The sequence below is a fragment of the Photobacterium alginatilyticum genome (assembly GCF_009910675.1).
Taxonomy (GTDB): Bacteria; Pseudomonadota; Gammaproteobacteria; order Enterobacterales; family Vibrionaceae; genus Photobacterium; species Photobacterium alginatilyticum.
In genome coordinates this window covers 45502-66321 of the sequence record NZ_RSEJ01000021.1, presented here as the reverse complement: position 1 = coordinate 66321, position 20820 = coordinate 45502, and the positions used below count along the sequence as shown (strand labels likewise).

The following is a 20820-nucleotide window of genomic DNA, read 5'->3' as shown; positions in this document are numbered from 1 at the left end:
CTGCAGCACCAAATAAGTACTAGTATAAGATACATTCACTAGTGGTGGCTGTATGAGGTTGGAAAATGACTCTTGATAGCGATGAATATGAAGGCCTAAGTGAAGAGCAAACAGAAAGGCTCAAAATCTTAATTTCTCTTGCAACGGAGCTTCACGGAGATGCGCACCTAGCAAAATTGTGGTTACAAGAAGGCGTTTACGGCTTAGGAGGGAAGCGGCCAGTCGATATGATTTCAAACAAGGAAGATTTCGAGATGGTATGCGATCTAGTTGGCCGATTAAAACACGGAATTCCAACGTAACCGACTTGGGTTTGGGTTAGACTTTGCTAGCCAACAGTCTAACCACTATTTGCTGGCTGTATATGCAGATCAAGTTGCTGCCAGTTCATCTTAGCAGTACATCTTTTACAGTTAATGACACCCTATAAATTCGCATTTAATTAAGCTCATACCAGGCTTATGATCTTATCTATATCAACCAGAGAGATAAGATCATGACTCATCAATGACCTAATGTGAATTACTTGGTAATTTGACTCAAAAAAAACAAGTTAAAGAATTGAATTTAAATAAAGTTTTGCGTTCAGATCCTAGTGTGAAACCGAGCTCTAAATCTAGTGGTCATTGTCGGGGTGGAGGGCCTATTGAGCATTGGATTAACAAAATCAATACCAACCGGTATGCCCGTGTTGTATTGGGACAAAACCAAGTTAGTAGGAAGTACCTCATACGCCTGATTGTTGTAATTATGAAGTCGCGGTCGTAGTGGATTGTTAATGATTAGTCTATAATTCGATAGCCCTGTTCTCTTACGCTCATTGAGTATTGACCGCAGGTAGCAAAAGCGCCCCAGGTATCCCTACTTTTCCAGAGCATAGTTACGACTGTCCGGCCGGGAGTTATAATTACTAACTGGACTTGGTTTGAAAGAACAAAGTAGCCCACTGGGGCCATCATTTACACTTCCTGCTTTAAGACTCTGATATCCATCTATCAAATAGATAACACCTCAACTCTTTCAGGCTTCTTTCTTGGTACGAGGCACGTTTCCTGCGCAACAACCTGCTGCAAAATTTGATCATTGGTGCCCGGTACACCAATTGTATAGGGTTGCCTCGCTAATGCCTTCTTGTTTAGCCAGCTTCGGCACTGACATACTCACCGGCGGTAACAACTTCTTAAGGATGGCGTTCTTTCGTTCTTCTGGATAGCGGGACATCTTTTTAGCTTACCCCCCCCTGTCTAATCTATGGATTTAGATTAGGCGACAACTATCCTGACACAGGGGGGGTTAAAACATAGTAAGACCTCATTAATCAGTGTCATTACAATAAAGCTCCCGCTAAACACGTCTTGGGGCACAAACGTGCTAGCGGTGATCGTGCTGGCACGTCTCTGGACAGAAGTTTCTTAGGCTTTTCAAACTAAGTCTATCGTTCGGATAACTTCTCGTATCCCAAACAGCAAAACACAGATTAATAGAGATAAGGCTTACCTCTAACTATTGATTCAAAAATCTACCATTGATATAAAGAATGATGTGTCATATCAGAATGGCACTCAAGGAGGTTATTTTGACCAAACTTTTGAGTGTCAGCGCCCTACAATAATACTTGTATAGAGTATTAACAGCGCTGGAGTTGACAAAATTATACTAGGTTAAGTGATAGACTGGACAAAGGGATTGAGGGTGTACCTTATGAACTGGCCTCCATTCATGCTGCAAAGCTTAACTGAGGTACTACAAAGTGAGTATAACTACCGATTCTTTTGAGATGGGAAGTGTTGGTGACGCGATAGTGGTTATTTGTAGGTTGTAGCACCGCCCCTAGTTCATAGGTCGTACATCCGTGCGACCTTTTTCAATTTTGACTGAACAACGTTATGGTTTAGAAAGAGCCAACAAGCTGAAACAATAAAGTGAACATAAATGAGTTAGTATTTTAGTTCTAAAGTCCGCAACTCACATTAGCTGATGTATATCGAAACCTGACTGCCTTTTAGAGCCATTGCAAAAAGGTTACTTCGTTATGAAATGAGCGGTATTTTTGACCGCTCATACGTTATATTAATCAATATTCTTCAATAGAACTATCTTGACTAACTTTACCGAAAGATTTGAGTCTGAGAAATTTAGACGAAAAGCTATCTTGTGGAATTTTTTTCTTTAACAGCTCATGGAAGTTTTCGTCATGCGTTGTAAGAATGATCTGCTTATTAAACTTAACACTAATCATCCGAAGAGTATCAATCAGCCCTAGTGTGTTTATAGCGTCTATGGACTGAACTGGGTCGTCAATTAGGATACAATCTACATCATTCCCTTCGTCATCTTTAGCATTTATCGCTCTAGCAAGAAAAATACTTAGCGCTAGTACATTGATTTGTGCCGAACTAAAACTTAACGTTGGAGACATAAGTTGGTTGCTTTTTGTACTTCGAGCAGACACTAATAATTTTGGTTTATCTTCTGCCGTACACGTGAATATAATTTCCTTATATTCTGGATGGGGATCAATACTTTGATATATCTTATTAATTAAATCCGTATTAAAGAAAGCATCAACTCTCGAACTAATTTCCTTTCCTAAGGATATAGAATCATTCTCTAGCTCAGTAGAAATACTGTATAGCTTTCTTAATTTACAACCTATTCCACGTAATTTTGATTGGATTTCTGTGATATCTGAATAGCCGATCAACTCTTTAGAAATATCTTTAACTGTTGACACTAGCGCCAACATATTCTGATTCTTAATATCCTTCAAAGAAATATCATTGATCATGTTTTCAATTCTTAACCTGACGAAGGAACTCAGGTCTTCATTGCTAGCTGAATCATAACCATTAAGGATATTAAAAAACCATGGAATAGTCTTTATAATTACATCCATCTCTTCTTGTAAAACATGGATTTTATCGCCTCTTGCCCTTCGTTCTAATTTACCATAAGGGCTTTTTTCGACATGAAGAGCAATTTTTTTCTCCGCATCCAATAACTTACTTTTTTCGGCTATGTACTGCGCTAGCTTAGCATCAAGCTCTGTAATCAAACTTATCGCTAACTCTGTAATCTCAGCTATAGATGAGCTCTGTTCCAATTTTGAGTTCGTAATGAATTCGTTAAGCTTTACATAACTAGATAGTTTTGCATTGGATTCTGAAAGTCTGTTTTCTATATCTTGCAACCTATTTATGTCATCTACGCTCACATTTTCATCTTCAATTTCTTTTTTCAGCAGTTCTGCACTAGTAGATAACTCATCAATACGCTGTATTAATGCAGACATCCTGCCATCTAGATGGAAGTTGAACTCTTCTTTTGACATGTACATAACGGAAGTGTTCAGGATGTCCAGTTCTTGTCTGCTTTTGGAAAGCTCCTCTCTAGAATTTATAATTTCAATCTCTTTTTTAGCCTTATTTACATCCAGAAAATCTATTTCTTTCTTTGCTGATACAATATAACTAGAGATAAACTTTTTAAACGATTCAAGTGAAGAGTTCAAATTTTTCTCTAACTTTGATTTATCATCATTGAGCTTGTTAAAGTCGACCACTAAAGACTTCTCTAACTCTGAGAGAGCTGAGTTGTTGCTAATCCTAGCTAATAATTCTTCATAGCTATCGTTAGGTCTATCGCAAAGAGGACAGTGGCTTTGCTGAGTTTCTGAAATTAGAGCGCTAGCTTTTTCAATTAAAGTCAGAATATCCGAATTTTGTTTTCTAACTTCATTGAGTTTCTGGTGCTTAGCATTGATGTCTCTATCAATAATTGAAATTTCACCTTCTAGATTTTGATATCTATTACTTATATCACGAAGTGAATCCTTATCTTCCTGTGAAATACTTTCCTTTGCTACCAACTTGTGCACATCATTAATTTTGAAATATTTAATTTCGTCAACCTCTTCTTTAGTTGACTTTATTTTTTCAATATAAGTATCACATTCCTTATTCAAAACTTCGGATTTTAATTTGGAATCTCTCTCAGCCTTAATGAGCTTATTAAGTTTAGTATATGTATCATTTACCTGAGATTTTTTTGATTTTATCTCACTTAAATCTTTTTCTAGAACAACTCTTTCCGATAATATTTTAGATAATTTCTTCTTATTATTATCAAGCCTTTCCGACCTAGAGCTTAAGATCTTTTTATGCCCCTTAAGCTCCCGCTCAACATTTGTTTTTTGTAAATACTCTTCCGCGAATTTTGTTGCATCTTCGCAGGTTTGGATTAAATCACTGCGTGCACTTTCTGTATCTTTAATATTATTGTCTAATTTAATCTTCGTTTGAATCAACCCATCTAACTTACTTATATCACCATTTAGAAGTATAATTCTTTCTCTCTCTTCTTTAAATGAGAGATATTGCTGATACATAGATACAGCAAGTTCAATTTTTGATAATTGCGACTCAAAATTTGATACTTTTTCTTTGTCAATGTTCGATTTTTTTTCGAGGCTATTGTGTAACTCTTTCATTCGAGATGAAAGTGCTAAGTGACTACTTTCATTGTAAGGGGCTGATATTAACGGTAGACTTATATTTATATTATATTTATTTAATTCGCTAATAATTCGGTTAACTTCATCTACATTATTGAGAATTTCCAGTTGTGCTTTTTCTTCTTTTTCTAATTTGAGCTTCTCAGCAACAAGCTGTTCTTCCTCGTTTGAAATTTCAGACTTAACAGATAGAATAGACGTCCTTACGCGATTGATTTCAACTAACTCATCATCAATTTCTGAGAACTTTAAAAATCTGTCTTCAGAGTTTGTTTCTCGCAAAAATGCATCTATAGACTCTTGGTAAAGCATTGACGATTCAAAGTAATTATTGATATTACTCTTGGATTGAATTCTAAGATCTGAACTATTTTTCTGACTATTTTTATATGAAGATATAAATGGCTTTTCACTTCTGTCTGTAGAAACACTCACTAATGTCTTTAAATTTAGTGGTGCATTCTTATTTCTTATTACTAACTGTTTTTCTCCTTGAGCATTATGCTGTCTACACTCCTCAAGGTTTAACTTTGATAGTTTATCACTACGAACATATCTTGTTATTTTTTTAGTTATAGCAAAATCTATCGCGTCAAAGAAAGATGTTTTCCCAAATCCATTAGGAGCAAACAGAGAAATGAAGTTAGCAGGGTTTTCACTATCACTACTAGTAAAATCAAAGGTGCCATCCTCTTTTTGTAGATAGGACTTAAATGCTTGTATTTCAACTTTTTTTAACTTCATTATTATTGACCTAACATTCTATTTATCCAATCAACCCTAGCATCTTTTGAAATTCTATCTCGACCAAATGTAATGTTCTCGCTAGTAATTGACTTTGAATATTCTCCCAATGATTCTTTCCATTTATCATTATTAAAACTATTGTTCGACAAATCAAAGTTTCGAAGAAGCAACCTATTATTTAAAAATGCTATAGTTTTTTCCTTTAACATCTCTTCACTTTCAGTTGAAAGCTCTATAACTAGTTTACGCATGTAAAATTTATCATTCTCAATTTCATATTTTGTTTCTAGGGATGCTTCACCTGTAATTACAAATATCAAGTAATTGTTCCACCTTTCAAACTCGGTGGTTTCATTAGTACTTAGGTATTCATAATTTAAAACATCTGCGATATCTTCCCACTGCTCTTTTAAATCACTTTCTTTTTCGAACACTAAACAAAATGCATTTACTATAGCTGACTTAGTCATATTACAAGACAATACAAATTTTCTTATATCATAATCTGGTACTAGATCCGAAAAACTATGATTTTCTTCGAAAGATATATCATTCTTCATCAGCTAAAAACTCCCCATAACTATTGTTTAAACTCTCTTTCACTTGTTCGCTATCAAATACGGTGTAACGACTATAATCATCTTCATTATCGGACAAGCATTTGTCATTGACTGATGGCCAATGTAATATGTCATTTCTTATGTTACGGTTCCGGTTTACAACTTCTATCCTATGCTTCTGACTACCAATTGAACTAGATATGTCAGTTAACGTCATATTAGAGACTTTTTTGTCTAATATAGGGTTTCCTACACTAGCGTTTCGTGGCGAGAAGATTAGTATTTTTGACAATTCATTTAGCGGACCAAAGTCAGTTTCTAAAATATATGTCCTAAATAGTTTTTTGAAATTAACTTTCTTATGGTCAAAGACAAATCTAAATTTTACAAACAACTCATCCAAATAATTTTCATTGCAAGAATCAGAGTCTAACGGCGGGTTTAGAGATAGGTATATCGACAAGAATTCTAAGAAACCTCTCCATAAGCATCTATTGTACAAATCATTCTTCTTTTGTTCATACGTTAATATCTTATTCTCGAACTTTTCTAAAATTGAGTTTGGATTAATCGTCAACGAGTTAGTTACCCCATATTCTTCTAATATGGTACGTAAACACCCTTTAATTCCATTTAAGCTTCCATCATTCTCTAAATCAACATCTTCGAAAATTATATTTCTATACATTTCGAAGTTTCGAAGATAACTTGGTATCACTAATTGCCAGTTATTTTTATTGAGGATTTCGATGTATCTATCAATCTTTATAGCATCTACTTGACTGTTTGAAGACTCAGGGGTTCTCATACCAATCTCAACAGCCAAAATACTAAAGCTCCCTGTTTCTCGATCAATCGAGAAGATACCACCTCCCGAAAAACCTTCGACATCATCAATTGGCGCAACACCATCTAGCAAAAAAATGTATTTCTCATCGCCTATATCATGAAGCTCGCAGTTGTATGAGCCTAATTGATCTATGACTTTTTCTTGATGTCTATTTTGCTCCGGATATCCATAAAGCTTCAAATTCTGACTGAAGTTTTCGTAATTGCTCTCATAAAAGTGTACACCTTCAGCTACCTTAGATATCTTTAGAATGGCAAGATCAATATCATTATGTTCTAGTTTATCTAAGACTCTGATATCAAGACCATTCACACTTTCAATATGAATATCCTCAATTTCTATCTCAGTAATCACATGTTTTGCAGTAAAAATATAGGAGTATTCATCAGTGAATGGGCAGATTATTACGCCACTTCCTTCCATAACCTTTACAGTGGAATTCTTAATTGCTTGTAGTGCTAATTCATACATTTAAGTGATCTTCACAACTTTTAATTACAACGCCTGAGCCTGCTAGTGTTTCCAGCTCTTCTTTAGTAAAGATTTTCTTGATAAGTTGTGGGTAATTAAATATCAAGCTGGGCTTATCTATTGTGTTAATTATTCTTGCTAGTGTTAATTTATTCGGTAAGCCATGTAAGCTACCATCTGTAGATATTATGAAGTTCTTACACTCAATCAGGCGCAAAAAGTCATAGCTTGTATTATATTTGCTTCCATGATGCGAAAGTTTAACACAGTCAATTTTTAGCATTTTTTCATCAGAGCCTTCATTCCCTTTGCTACTGACCATCTCTGACAAAGAATCACAGATAACATCGTCATGTGCATCTCCTAGAAGCAAAATGTTTTTCGACATATATTCAAAGATAAAAGCTATTGAACTTCCGTTATGAATAGATGTATCTCCCTCAAAAACATCATCTTTAGTCAACTCATCAATACCTGCTTTATAATCTTTTGCAGACGCTGATGTCACACTTCTAGGAGCTTCTTTTTCCCACTTATGTAGTAACTTTGACAGCTTTTCTAATGTGGGAGACAACACCGTAATTTTCGCACCATAAAACTCAATTGAATGTCCAGAAACAATCAATTCCTCGTCCCATATACCGAGTTCTGTTATACGCTCTTCTAACGTGACTCCTTGCTTTACACTTGTTTCCCCATCCTTGCGGTTCTTTCTCTCAAGATCTAGTTCATTACTCGGAATACTTTCGGCGTTAAAATCTCGCTTAATCAGCCTTCCTGAGTTAAACCATATACTGTCACACAAATCGGTAAGCAACTCTCCAGTTTCAAACCCTTTGATAAGTCCGCCAATATGATCATCATCAACATGAGTTAGGATCAGCCTATCTACACGCTCACCGTTGTCTCTAAGTTTCTTGAGTGCTTTATAAAGCTCGCCTTTCTGTGCGACTGTTTTGTATACAGAGGACTTACCACCATCAACAAGAATGTTTCGCTTAGTTCCATCATGAACCCAAGATAGCAGGATGCAATCACCGTTTTTTGCTTTTAATACTCGAACCGAAATCATTGAAGGACCTTACTTGGTATAGACGAGGAATATTATACCAATCACAATGATACAAGTGGAATAGGGTGAGCAGGTATTGTAAACCTTATGTTTTTAGATTTATGTAAGATCACTATCTAAACACTGGCTCATTTCTATAAGAACTGGTGATTTGATGTTACCCCATCTACGTAAACAGGTTACTGGTATTACAAAAAGTAAGCCAAATGACACTTTGGTGAAGCGAGTGGTTAATCGCCTGAAAGAAGAAATGGGGCAAAGGCGAGTTACGCGCTTCAGCTGTAACTCGCCCCTGGACAAAATTGTGTCAGTGGTTTTGCTAATTTAGTAAATGATGAATTACTTCAGCTATAGCAAAGTCACTTAACGGCATGTCTAACATCGCTTGTACAGTTCAGATCATTGGTTGGGGCTTTCAGCAACAAAAGCTAATGAACCAGTCAAAATACTTCTCTTGTTCTAAAAACAATCAGAATTTGATTGTTTTTAATCAATTGTTTTTGCACGATATATGATGAACAGTAATACAGAGTTTGCACTCAATACGTGTAAATTGGATCAGTAGGAGGCTTAATTGAGAGGTTGTGCACTATTTCAGTTTTTTTATCCGGGCAATATTCGAGTTTTGCCCGGTGAAGCCCCTTTCGATTTTGAAGGAGATCGGTTCGTTGTAGGCATTGGTAAACCGATGAGCTCCGTCAATACCTTATCTGTGAACGACAGGATAATCACGGTTGCTCATGATAATTCAATTAGCTACAAGTACGACTTTGAAGCATCACGACAGACAGGTGACAACCAGATTTGCAACGCTGTTAATCGGGCTGATGGTTCAATTGATGTTAGTTTGTTGATGGATACTGACGGTAAAGGACACACACAGTTCAGTAGCTCCAGTATCACAACACTTGTTCGTATTGCTGTTGAAGCTGATGATCTTTCCGATGCTTTGGAGCGTAAAGCTTTGAATGCTTTGAATCACTTTATCAGGGTATACCGCTACGCCACGCTAGACACATCAATTAAGGAAGTGGACTTTATGGCAGGCTTTAAGCCCTATATTGTTACCGGGTTTAAGAAGTACAACGAACAACACTTGGCGAAAGACACTGATCAACGAATCCGAGAACTGTTCGATGATTGGGAGCCTGATGCACGACGCTTCACTTCTTTGCAACCTCCGAACTTAGCAGATCATGAATTGCCTAACTTCAATCGTGAAAAAAGCACTGGTCACATTGCCCATTACCTTACGACTGGTGACTTTCCCAGTTGGCGTGTAACTCTGATGCGGGCTTATGAAATGGCGAATGAACAAGAGAACCACAGCGCAGCTGTATTGGAGTCTTTCATTGCGCTTGAGTTAGCTTTATACAACTTACTAAACGTCTACAGGGCTAAAGGTTACAAAATCAAAAAGTATCGGCGCATTCATGACGTGATAACAGAAGCTTTGCCGAACTTGTTTAATAAAGAAGTTGATGGCTTAGTGAATCAGTTGCTTGGGTTCAAGAATCTAAGAAACGACGTCGTTCATGACGGCTATAAACCGACTTACACTGAGTGTTCAGAGTGTCTTTCGATAGCAGATGAAGCATTTAAGTTCTGCGACGCTAAAGTCTGAATATTGAAGGTATACCAATCGGATGAATTCATCGTATGAATGGAACCTAACTCGAAATAATTATGCGGCAAAGGTGTGCCAGCACGATTCACTAGGCACGCCTCTGTGCAAATGTGGGTTACGATTTTTTAAACTATGAGATTAAAATTACCACAAACTACCGTTCTATTTTACTAATCTACTACATTTCCTAATGTATTAGCTCGCTTCTATTAAGCTTATTATTTGGTATGCTACGCTTATTAAATACAACAAGAGAAACGAGACAATGGGATTAAATTTTATAAATTTTCGTCCATGGAAGGATTATAATTACGACTCAACATTAGGCATCGTTTATGATGCAAAAACGGCCAAGGTGACGTCTGTGTACGGCAACATAGACTATGATGAACTAGAAATATCAATCTCAGAAAGCAAAATATTTAACGTTCCATTTTGCATTTTCCTTCGGAACTTCCCACTCTATCCTTCAAAATATGAATCAAGCGATGGTACAGTAATTTATCATGCGGAAAAGCCGCCGCTAGACGTCTTAAAAGTAAGCAGTGAGGCCCGAAGTTTTCTAGATGGAGGCTTTGCTTTGGGACCAACATACAAGAAAAACAGTCATAAAATATCATTTAAAGATATAGAAAAATACAATATCCCAGGAAGTCGGAAGAGAACGAAAAGCCAAAATGACGTGATGGGCATCTCTGCCAATGCTCACATTAATACCTTAATTGAATGTAGTGATTTAATTGTGACTGGACCTCACGAAAACAAATGGAATTGGTGTCACTTAATTGCCTTTTCGATGCTATCTGAAAAAAAAGCACAAACAAGTGGTAACCTTGTGGTTGGAAGCGTCCAATGCAATGGACAGATGTTGAATATGGAAAATGCTGTTAAACAGTTCATTGTCGACACAAGAACAACTATCACTATAACGGTTACAGCAACACTAGTAGTCGGCTCTGATGTAGCAGAGACAATAAAGTACAATATTTATGAACCTATCTCAAAAATGAACTTCACCAAATATTTCGATGCTTTTACAGGTATAACTTCTGATTTTAGGGAGTGCAAAGCGATTTATGATGAAATTATGCACAAATACCAAAGTATGCAGCCTTGAAATATAAGTACAAGGAATCAGTTGTCTAATCTTGTGTTAAGTGTCTTACTTGGAACGTTGTCTCAAAACACAGCGTAAAAGGTACTTCGAGTTCAAATTATCTTTAAGCACACCACTAGCATTAAAAAAATGCTGGCTCAAAGGAGACGCAATTGACATGATTGTTGGAGGTTCGCAACTCACTTTGGGGCAAAGGCGAGTTACGCGCTTCAGCTGTAACTCGCCCCTGGACAAATTCGCGTTAGAGTATCAGCTTTAATTTCACCTGTTCAGATTAATTTTTGTATTGCTTGTCCTGTAACAAAGTCTTCGATAATGGGGAAGTTTAAGTAGAAGTAACTAGATTGATGGTGTACCGAATTTCTCCGCCTTAATATCAACCGTATGATATATTAGACAGTTGTGTATCTTTAGGTTGGCGGCACTCTGAATGGAACTAGCGACTTTCCAAACGACAGTAATTAACAAGCTAATATATGGCTTGCGAAGCTTAATTCACTTCTTAGACCGACTCATAACCCCTGTAGAAGAATATGACGATGAAAGGCTATGTTTAACGCCAACGATCAAAGATAAACCAGAAGAATATCAGCATTACTTTGAACAGTTCGATTTCTTTCTTGATAATTGTGCGTCAAAAGTTCGTGAACTGGCCCTTACTGGCCCCTACGGTAGTGGAAAATCAACACTTCTGCACTCCTATTTTCGCGAACGCCCTCACCTCAACACAGTCTTGGTTTCGTTGGGAACCTATTTGCCATCAGACAATGCCACTACCGAAAATCTTGAGCATGCTATTGCAAAACAAGTACTCTACCAACGTAGTGACCTTGAACACAGGGGATCGCGATTCAGTTTCCCCATATTTAAACATTTTCAAGGTATATCAGCATATTTCCAATCATTTGTAGTGGTAGCCTGGATTTGCGTGGCTGTGTTGGCAATTATTGTTGGAAAATCGGCGATGCTTCAATGGTTGATTTCGGTATTTTCGGCGTCTTCGCTATTAAACATTGATGTACTGCTTACTGTCTTTATGGCCGCGGTGCCTGTCTGTGTAGGAGCTGACGTCTGTCGGTATCTGCTTCGTCATCGTATTACACGTATTAACCCCAAAGATGGTGATATAGACCTGCAACCAATGTCAGAATGTGCGACGTCATTTAGTCTGTACCTCGAAGAATTATTGCGTTTTTTTGTTGCCACGAAATGCGATGTATTGGTTATTGAAGATTTAGACCGTTTTGACTGCCCAGGAGTCTTTGAAAGCCTAAAAGAACTGAATGGGTTAATTAATCGATGCGATCAAATCCATCACCCTGTCAGGTTTGTTTATGCCATTCGTGATGATGTATTCAAAGGCAGTGATCGCACAAAATTTTTTGACGCTATTGTTCCCTTAGTACCTGTTATGTCACCTTTCAACGCCTATGAACGCTTTCGAACACTGTTTACAGATCCCATCCTGCAAACGTCGTTAGCTCCGTTGTTGAAGAAAGTCGCAATTACAGTACCCGATATGCGTGTCCTGCGTAATATCGTTAATGAGTTTCACTTTTATAGACACGTGTTGGCAACAGATCCTAAGACTTTACAACGCTTATTGGCTTTTATTATCTATAAGAACTTTTACAGTGATGACTTTGCCAAACTCTACACTAATCAAGTAAGCGCGATTGATAAGGCAATTGCGGAAAAGGAACGCATCCGAACCGAACGGGTTACAGAGTTGGAAGCGTCTTATCGCACATTGATGGCAAGAGACAAAGCTTCCAATGAAGAACTCCTGCTTGATGAAGAGGAGTATGCCTGGGTGTTGCGTGGCGCTCTGATAAGAGCTCTTATTAGTAGGCGGAACTTGAATAACGTAAACCTAATACAAAATGAATCTATTGCATTGTATTCAATAGATATGCTTGTAGGTCTTCAGAACCAAAGAGGTAATATTCTTATTCATGCACTCAATAATGACAAGAACTCATATGCAACACGTCTTCAAGCAAGTGAATTTGCAATCTCTGAATTGGATCCTAAAGTTGTAGAGCTGCGTCGCCAAGCGATTGAAGACCGTCATCGAAAACAGGCTCATGATCGCAGCGCTAAGCTGGCTAACTTGCGAACCGCCATCAGCGAAGCGAAATCGGTTACGTGGCCACTCCATGAGGCAATGGACAGCGCTCCAGATGCCAATTGGGTGCCTGATACCATGCCTGTGCTGGAGATGTTCTTGCGTGATGGGTTGATTGATGAGCATTATGGTTTGTACCTCAATCACGTCCTAGAAGGTAAGTTGACTCAACGCGACTATGCCTTTATTCAAGCGTTGCGAGAACGACGCCCATTTGATGTGACATTTGTTGCTACCGACTACGCGGAGATCGTAAGTTATCTTTCTGATAATGATGCAAATTCACCTGCGGCGTTAAATTATGGGTTACTGGCTTATCTTCTGGAGTCCGCTTACAGTGGTCAATTATTAGCCCAAATAATTCGTAGGCAGTTGCAAGAACATGAGCAATGTGGCGAGCGATTATATCTTATGAAAAGCGTGTTACCCCAGTGGAGGGAACTACTTTGGACATCAGTAATTACCGATGTTGCCAACCGCCCCGGAGAATTAACGAAACTGGAATTACTCGAACTCTACTGTGAATTACTTAACGTACGCGAATTGGAAAGTAAATCAACAACTGACAATGCGACCTTGCTGCAGGCATTTGATTTAGAGCCTATGGTTATTGAAGCAGTTAGTCAATTTAGCGACCCAAGTCCAGTGCTAAACTCTTTGTATAAAGTCGGAATTCAATTATCCTCATTGGAGGATATTCCCTCCTTACGTTCTTTATTGCTGCTTGCTGTAGAGCACGAAATAGTCAGTTTAAATGTCAAGACGCTGCCAGTTGTGTGCGCGGCGGTAATGGATCGCGCTGTAACCTTGCCCATATCGTATGAACATCTACCTGATACCCCTTTGTTCAATAAGTTTTTCCACAACGATCTAGCTGCAAAAATAACGCTGTACCTTTCCCAAGACATTAAATTAATACCAGATTCTGAGTGTGTGGAATTGCTTAATGCAAACATAAGCGAGGAAACCAAAGTTGAACTTATAAGTTCGCTGGATTTCAACGTTGTTTCACTGGAACTAGTGCCCAAAGACGTATGGTTACAAGTCATAACTTCTAGTCGCGTTGTCATCAATTGGCATAACATTCACACTTTGATTGTTGATTCAATGCTGTCGGAAGGCCAGATGGTATCTGAGCAGTGGCTATCAGACTATCTGGTCTCTGCGACGGTTCGTGAAACACTTGAAAAGTCTGTACCTTGTCCAGTGGAGTTCCAAGACAATGTGTTTGATTTTATTAATACAACGCTAATAGATCTAGGTGCTTACATTCATTACGTCACTATGTTGGAAGTTTCTTATACTGATGAAGAGTTTCTTTCGCTTTCTGAAGCCAAAATGGAAATGCTTATTCAAGCCAAACGTATCGCCCCTTCTGTTCACTTATTTAATCAACTGCAGGAGCACGATCACTTAAATATTTCTTATCAATTTATCAAGTACAACTCTGCTTATTTTCTTTCTAAGCCCTCAGCATGCGATGATCTATCTTTAGATAAACAAGATGTCGCTTTTTTGCTGCCTATGCTTGAACTGCCATATCAGTTAGTGGTAGCAACAAATTACCAAGAATGTATTAACGAAGACATTGATTCAAAGTACTGGTTACCAGCCTACCGCGTGACTATCAATCAAGTAACACCGCTCGACGGTTTAATTCGAAAAAATGATATTACTCTACACCATCTTCAAGACATTGGCTTAGAAGCAACCACGTTGATACACGAAAACAAGTTACAGGAAATGCTTGCCATGAAATCACTCAGTCATGGAGATAAGCTCAACCTTGTGATAAGTCAAATCTCACATCATCAAGAAAAAATTCTGACATGGGCTGATAGTTCACTAGGCGATGACTGGCCACTTAAATCGACAACGATTCAATTTAGTGAAGTAAATTACGCCTTAATGATCGCGTGTGTTCACCGTGAATTAATATCTTCTGTACGCATTACGGGCAGTGAAATCAGGCTCAATCATTTCAAGAGTCAAATACTCTAAATAGTAGCTAAATTAACTCAAACCTTCGTTTGCACTCCGCAACGTAAAGCAGAGTGAAACTAGAAAAGGGGCAAGAATGAGTCAGCAATGATTTGCTGACTCGGTACGGGACAGAGATATATTGCTGCTTATTTTATAAGCTAGCTAATTGCGATTTTCTTTCCTTATTAACAACACAGAAATTGCCACGTCTTGTGCGACATTTTGAGCACCTTTCACAATCAACTGGCGCTCTGTTGCCTTCTTTCCAGCGCTTAATTAAATGCGGTTCAGACAACAAAGGTCTTGAGAGAGCAAAGTATTGAATATTGGTTTTATTCGCAATCTCTTCTATCGCATCAATATCCGTTAATCCGCCGACGGTAATAACGGGAACATTCACCTCTTCACTAATAACATGCCCATATTCATGGAAATAGCCTTCTTGTTGAATGGTATATCCATCAAAATGCTCGCCAATCACGGTATTAGCCTTACCATGGATATTGCCTGAGATGATGATTGCATCCACGCCAATCGCTTCTAATTTCTTACAAACAATGCGTGTTTCATCAAAGGTCAAGCCATCCTCAAAAAACTCAGATGCCGTCAATTTAACTAATATCGGATACTCATCACCGACAAGTTTTCTTATTTCAGCATAGATCTCTAATAACAATCTCATTCGATTATCTAGGCTGCCGCCATATTGATCTTCTCTTCGATTGTAATAAGGGCTTAAGAACTGATTGATTAAATAGCTATGTGCCGCGTGTATTTCGACCCCATCAAACCCTGATTCTTGGGCTCTTCGACTTGCTTGAGCAAATGCCTGAACGATGTAATCTATTTCATCCTTGGTCATCGCTTTGCCTAATGTTTGTGTGCCTTTTTCACACACTTCACTCGGCGCATAGATCACCCTTTCACCCACATTGTGAGTGGTTTTTGTGCCACCGTAGGCTAGCTGCATGACTATTTTAGAATCATTGCTGTGTACCAACTCGGTGAGCGTTTTGTATTCACCGATAAAGGAATCATTGTACATTCCCATCATGCCAGCATTTGGCTTCTCTTCTTCTACAATATTTGCATAGCCCGTTACAATTAGACCGACTTCCCCTTTAGCGAGTTCTTCGTAGATGGCGTATAACTTATCCGTCATATGGCCCTCGTCTGTCGCCATATTTTCCCACGTAGCGCTTCGAATAAAGCGGTTTTTTAATGTCATGTTGCCAATACGGGTTTCTGCAAACAAAGTACTCAAGTCCAATCCTCTTAAAAATCGTTTTGTATTATTCATCAGCCTTATAAAGGACAAAAAAAAACAGCCGTACTTACGAATGGCTGTTCTATTTTGTCCATTTTTGCTATGTGCGATCAGCAATGGCAAATATTACCGGCAATATAGATGACAATCCTTAATCTGGATTAAGGGAGTGTCATATACATCATGTAAAAATCAGTTTTAAAAGCGTGATTCCTGTTGCTCAGGAGGGTTCTGGAAGACTCACACCGCCAGAATGTCGTAGGGCAAAAGTGTATAAGGAAAACCTTGTGTATAAGGAAAACCTACTGACACATTGTGGGACACAAACGTGCCAGCGACGATCATTGCCAGCGACGATCATGCTGACACGCCTCTGGACAAAAGTGAGTCAGTGACCTTACTAAATTAGTAATCAATGGATTACTTTAAGTTTAGAAAACTTCGCCATACAAAAGGAAAAACCTAACCCCATTATTTTTCCTGCTTAAAGTCCAGTCTATGAAACACCTTTAATCAAAGTGGTTAACTCTCTTCATATCAAACTAAAGTGTCAGATCTGAACTAAACTAATACACTTCAATAATCACTTCGATTGTTCTTTCGTATTAGTTTGATTGTTTTGTGTGTGCTTAACGAACTGATTTACACAAAAGGCAATAGTTGAGAAAATTATTGTTAATATCGCGAGTTGGTATTCAGTTCCAAGCTTTTCCCAGCGGCTTTGGTTAACTCTCTTGTTGTCTAGGAAAAATACCCCAGCACTACCCACTAGCCGAATAGTCCCATTATCTGTATGCGAAGCACCAATCTCACCTTTCTGGATTGCTATGCTGTGTCTGTCGTGTACGCTGTAAGGTTTACCGTCTACGTTTAATGATGTTATCTTGGCACTTCCAGCAATAAAGCTTAACAAGCCATTATCGATGGTACGTTTAAGTTGCTTTTCATCAACATGCTCTTTGAATACCCAACCGCTGACACCTTCTATTGATGAGCTGTGCTTACCCTGTCGAAAGATTAAGGGGGTTCGATTGTTATCACTTATGAAAGTTAGGGCCAATCCACCAATCGGTGCTTCTATTTCATAGTTATCATTCTTGCTTATTGGAAGGCTTGTACAACTGTTGTCAATAGGCTTATCTAAGTTGAAATTTACAAAAGAAAAATTGAATTTCGCATTAAACTCTTTACTAGCTATCCTTGCTGTTCGCATAGGTTTTTCTTTGTCTTGTAAAAAATCTGATAAGAAAAAGATGTAGGTGGTAGTTCCTTCCCATGAGTTATGAGAAATAGTTTCATCGTAGGCTATAAATCTTGAAATACGGTACTTTTCTTCATCGTCTTCTAGCGTAATGGATGCTTGTTTTATGCTGCTACTGTCTAAAGATATACCTTCATTTACAAAACCATCACTAAGCAACTTTATATCTACTTGACCGTCATCAAACTCCAATAACGTATTAGATATGTTCGGTATGGTAATCGCAGGCGTTAGAGCTAAGTATTCCTCAATTTCACTTATGGTTGGATTTATACCGCACCCATTCAAAACTCTTACTTCAAGTGCAGTGCTTACCGAACTGTCAATTAGATAATCGACAGACATGTCTGTACTAAACAACTTCCAGTCAAGCTCGTTGATTCTACTTTTCCCGATGGGAATATCAAAGCCTCTGTGTTTATCAGAGTCGCTATTGTTTTTAGTCGAGTAAAAAAAATCTAACGGAGGCTCAATGGTAATGTTTATGTGGGAAGGTGAGACAGCCATCGTAGAGGATTGAGTTACGAATAGTAGAGTCAGGTATAATACCGATACTGCTGCCATAATCGCTGGTTCAATAAGCTTAAACAGTGCTTTGCTATCAGCATCAATTTTGAGAAGTAGTTTGCGATTAGCTAGCACTATAAATTTATAAAATAAAAATATTGCTAATGCACCAAAAAAATTATAAATATAGTGCGTCGATAGAGGGACGAAATCAACATCTTTATAAAATAAGTTAATTAACGTATCTGACACGCAAAGCAACACATACAAACCACCCATCAATGTCAGGTTTTTCCTTGTTGCACTATCAGGCTTTAACGACATTAACACAACAAAGTAGCATGGAAGAATTAGCGTTAAGAGATGCGGAGATGTGGCCCAATCAAACAAGTGGTATTCATTTAACGCGATACCTCCTTCATAAATCGAGTCAATTAGGTTAGCTTGCACACCAAAAAGGAGGCCATCAATTAGCTCTTGTATGACCCCACCTGTACTGATTATCACTGACAAAAACAAAGCGTGAGAGAGATATATAACCGTTTCCCATTTCAACATTTTTGTTAAATCTAGCTTATGCATCTACAAACCTATCGTCATTGAAACTGCTTTTATACGGTTAATGTTATTCGTCATATTAAACCATAAAAAAATCTATATTGTCAGTAGGTTATATTTATACGCATCCGCTCAAAGGTTCTGGGTATGCAAGAGTGTGTTTATGTGAAAAACGAGCAGGGCATACTAGCTACTTAGAACCTAGTGGAGCATTATGTGCGTCTGGGTTGATGAACTCGACCCACGCAATCACCGTCTGTCATCATTGAATAAGCTATCGAACCAATCTCCATCAATATGATTACCTTAACCTGAACTCCTAGCCACACCACGATTGACACTGCGACCGATTTTCATATTGGTGCTGCGATTGCGCCTGTCATTAGCAAAACTATTGCAAACCGAGAGGTAGGTACAACTAGTGGAATTGCTCTCCAACACGAAAAGGGGCAGAAGCTCGTTTTAGACCTAGATCTAACGAGGAGCTCAGTGAGTGCTTGAGGAAACCAAGCGTAATCAACCATAAGTTGAATCCACCGGACTTTACTTAGGATTCCATCGGATCTTACTTGGGATTCAACCTAGTTAGTACAAATTCTGTAACAGGCGTCTAATCCCTTTAAAAATAGCAACAATCTCCAAGTAATCATATCCCTATTTGCCCCAAGTACGCGTCAGTACGCATCAATGCGTACCAAGCAAAATCAACAACTTAAATACAAATAGAACTCGTAAAGCCAAGTAAAAAAAAGCCTCAAAAATGCCCGAAGCGTAAAGTGAATATAAAATCCTGAAGTGGGGTGACGATTAGCCAGTGGCTTCAAGCTGGTCTTTGTATATAAAGCTCACTGGAGAGGTCTCAGAAAAGCTGAAATAAGTCGTAGCCGGAGAAATCAAACCCGCTATATGTGTTTGGGGCCAAATTCCAACTGATGCCCGGCCGGAAATGATTTCCTCAAAATTATTCTGTTTCACGACCAGTGGCCATTTTGACTTATTGGCTGCATACGCCTTTACGAGCATCAGCTCGGAGTGACCTGTTAGTGACGCATACAACTTCAGCGACACTTGCCCATTTTCCCATAGCGGTGTCAGGTGCAAGCCATTTGACTTGCAATTGACACCGTACTTGATTTCGAAGGGGTGCTGTCCCAAGTGCTGGTCACCTAGAACAAAGTGGCGAAACGCCTCTGGATCATCGTCTGGCAACGACAGCATGCCACCATCCCGGCCATCGGCAAACCGCCGATAGCAAGCTTTCAAGTCCAGTCCCCGGCAGTCAAAGTCCAGGCTTAAGTAAATATCCCGACATGCCGATAGGTAGTCGCGCAGCGACATCAACAATCTGGTAACAGGTTCCGCCGGCGCCCCAAAGGCCTCTCGCTCCTCGGCGCTAGTCTCTTGCCACAACGTATGGACCTCTTTGGCAAGCCGTTCCGGCAAGTCCTCAAGTATTATTGTCCGATATCTAGCATGCTCCGGAACCGACTCTGGTGCAATCGGTGATTTCAACACCTTGACGACACTCGCCAATATTCCCTCCAGGATAGCATTCCGCTGTACAGCAGGCAGTGCATCAAGCATCCTGATATACAGCACGCCCCTGTCTAAATCCAAGGTCAACTCAAGCTGATCAAATGTGATATGAATAAAGGGATTAATGGTGTTCCTAGCAAGGATCACACTGACAAGTGCATGCTCTGGAAACAATTCTGGCTTCCAGTGTCTGAACATGCCGTTATGGGTGTCAGCATACTGATTAAACGCCTCTACCAGCTGCAAATAGTTCTCTTCGCGGGAAAGTGACAGCCAGCGGGGCTCCAGATAGTGGAGATGATTCCTTTGTGTTAGCTCTAGCCCCACAAGTAACTCATCAATTTGTTTAATAAGCGATTTTATACGAGGCGTACAAACATCCAGCTCATATTCATAGCCATCTGTTACCAGCATAGCCAGCCACTTCGTCTGCACCAGCATCTTTTCAGCTATATCCAGCCCCACTACAAACCCGCCTTATTTACCACTGTATATCCATACAAAATAGCATGTTGGGATTGATTGTCACTCACCACAAATGATTATGGCGACACTTTAATCGGCAAATTTTTACTAGTTACTAACAACCGGTAGCCTTTAGTTCCTATTTGTAAATAACTCAA

At 38.7% G+C, this 20820-nt stretch carries 11 protein-coding genes and 1 pseudogene; 4 read left to right on the top strand and 8 right to left on the bottom strand.

All coding sequences use genetic code 11. From position 1 onward, the window contains the following. Positions 1-65: 65 nt before the first annotated feature. Positions 66-302, top strand: a complete 237-nt coding sequence (locus EIZ48_RS18810) for an antitoxin Xre/MbcA/ParS toxin-binding domain-containing protein (RefSeq protein ID WP_160654660.1) — start codon at positions 66-68, stop codon at positions 300-302. 796 nt (positions 303-1098) lie between these two features. Here EIZ48_RS18810 and EIZ48_RS18805 read toward each other — a convergent pair. From EIZ48_RS18805 to EIZ48_RS18785, 5 genes and pseudogenes are all read right to left on the bottom strand, one after another. After that, positions 1099-1221, bottom strand: a pseudogene (locus tag EIZ48_RS18805) (transposase); the annotation flags it as partial. An 853-nt stretch (positions 1222-2074) separates the two neighbouring features. Further along, positions 2075-5257, bottom strand: a complete 3183-nt coding sequence (locus EIZ48_RS18800) for an AAA family ATPase (RefSeq protein ID WP_160654657.1) — start codon at positions 5255-5257, stop codon at positions 2075-2077. Positions 5258-5259: 2 nt separating this feature from the next. Next, positions 5260-5820 carry an ABC-three component system middle component 1 gene (locus tag EIZ48_RS18795; protein ID WP_160654654.1) on the bottom strand — a complete coding sequence of 187 codons (561 nt, stop codon included), beginning with the start codon at positions 5818-5820 and terminating at the stop codon, positions 5260-5262. Then, positions 5810-7141, bottom strand: a complete 1332-nt coding sequence (locus tag EIZ48_RS18790) for an ABC-three component system protein (RefSeq protein WP_160654651.1) — start codon at positions 7139-7141, stop codon at positions 5810-5812. The genes EIZ48_RS18795 and EIZ48_RS18790 overlap by 11 nt, the downstream gene beginning before the upstream one ends. Then, entirely contained in the window at positions 7134-8213 is a 1080-nt protein-coding gene (locus EIZ48_RS18785; RefSeq protein ID WP_160654648.1) for a ComEC/Rec2 family competence protein, read from the bottom strand. The genes EIZ48_RS18790 and EIZ48_RS18785 overlap by 8 nt, the downstream gene beginning before the upstream one ends. A 574-nt stretch (positions 8214-8787) precedes the next feature. Here EIZ48_RS18785 and EIZ48_RS18780 point away from each other — a divergent pair. From EIZ48_RS18780 to EIZ48_RS18770, 3 genes are all read left to right on the top strand, one after another. Next, positions 8788-9837, top strand: coding sequence for a hypothetical protein (locus EIZ48_RS18780; protein WP_160654645.1), 1050 nt, complete (start codon positions 8788-8790; stop codon positions 9835-9837). Between the two features lie 268 nt (positions 9838-10105). Beyond that, the gene (locus EIZ48_RS18775; RefSeq protein ID WP_160654642.1) at positions 10106-10957 is read left to right on the top strand and encodes a hypothetical protein; all 852 of its coding nucleotides are present in this window, start codon (positions 10106-10108) and stop codon (positions 10955-10957) included. Positions 10958-11387: 430 nt separating this feature from the next. Beyond that, positions 11388-15086 (top strand): YobI family P-loop NTPase, encoded by a 3699-nt coding sequence (locus EIZ48_RS18770; protein ID WP_160654639.1) that lies wholly within the window; start codon positions 11388-11390, stop codon positions 15084-15086. Between the two features lie 133 nt (positions 15087-15219). Here the strand turns inward: EIZ48_RS18770 and EIZ48_RS18765 are convergent, their stop codons facing one another. From EIZ48_RS18765 to EIZ48_RS18755, 3 genes are all read right to left on the bottom strand, one after another. Beyond that, positions 15220-16332, bottom strand: coding sequence for an NADH:flavin oxidoreductase (locus EIZ48_RS18765; RefSeq protein WP_160654636.1), 1113 nt, complete (start codon positions 16330-16332; stop codon positions 15220-15222). Positions 16333-16918: 586 nt separating this feature from the next. Next, positions 16919-18685 (bottom strand): hypothetical protein, encoded by a 1767-nt coding sequence (locus tag EIZ48_RS18760; protein ID WP_160654633.1) that lies wholly within the window; start codon positions 18683-18685, stop codon positions 16919-16921. A gap of 783 nt (positions 18686-19468) precedes the next feature. Then, complete coding sequence (locus EIZ48_RS18755; protein WP_160654630.1) at positions 19469-20662, bottom strand: hypothetical protein; 1194 nt, start codon at positions 20660-20662, stop codon at positions 19469-19471. Positions 20663-20820: the final 158 nt, after the last annotated feature.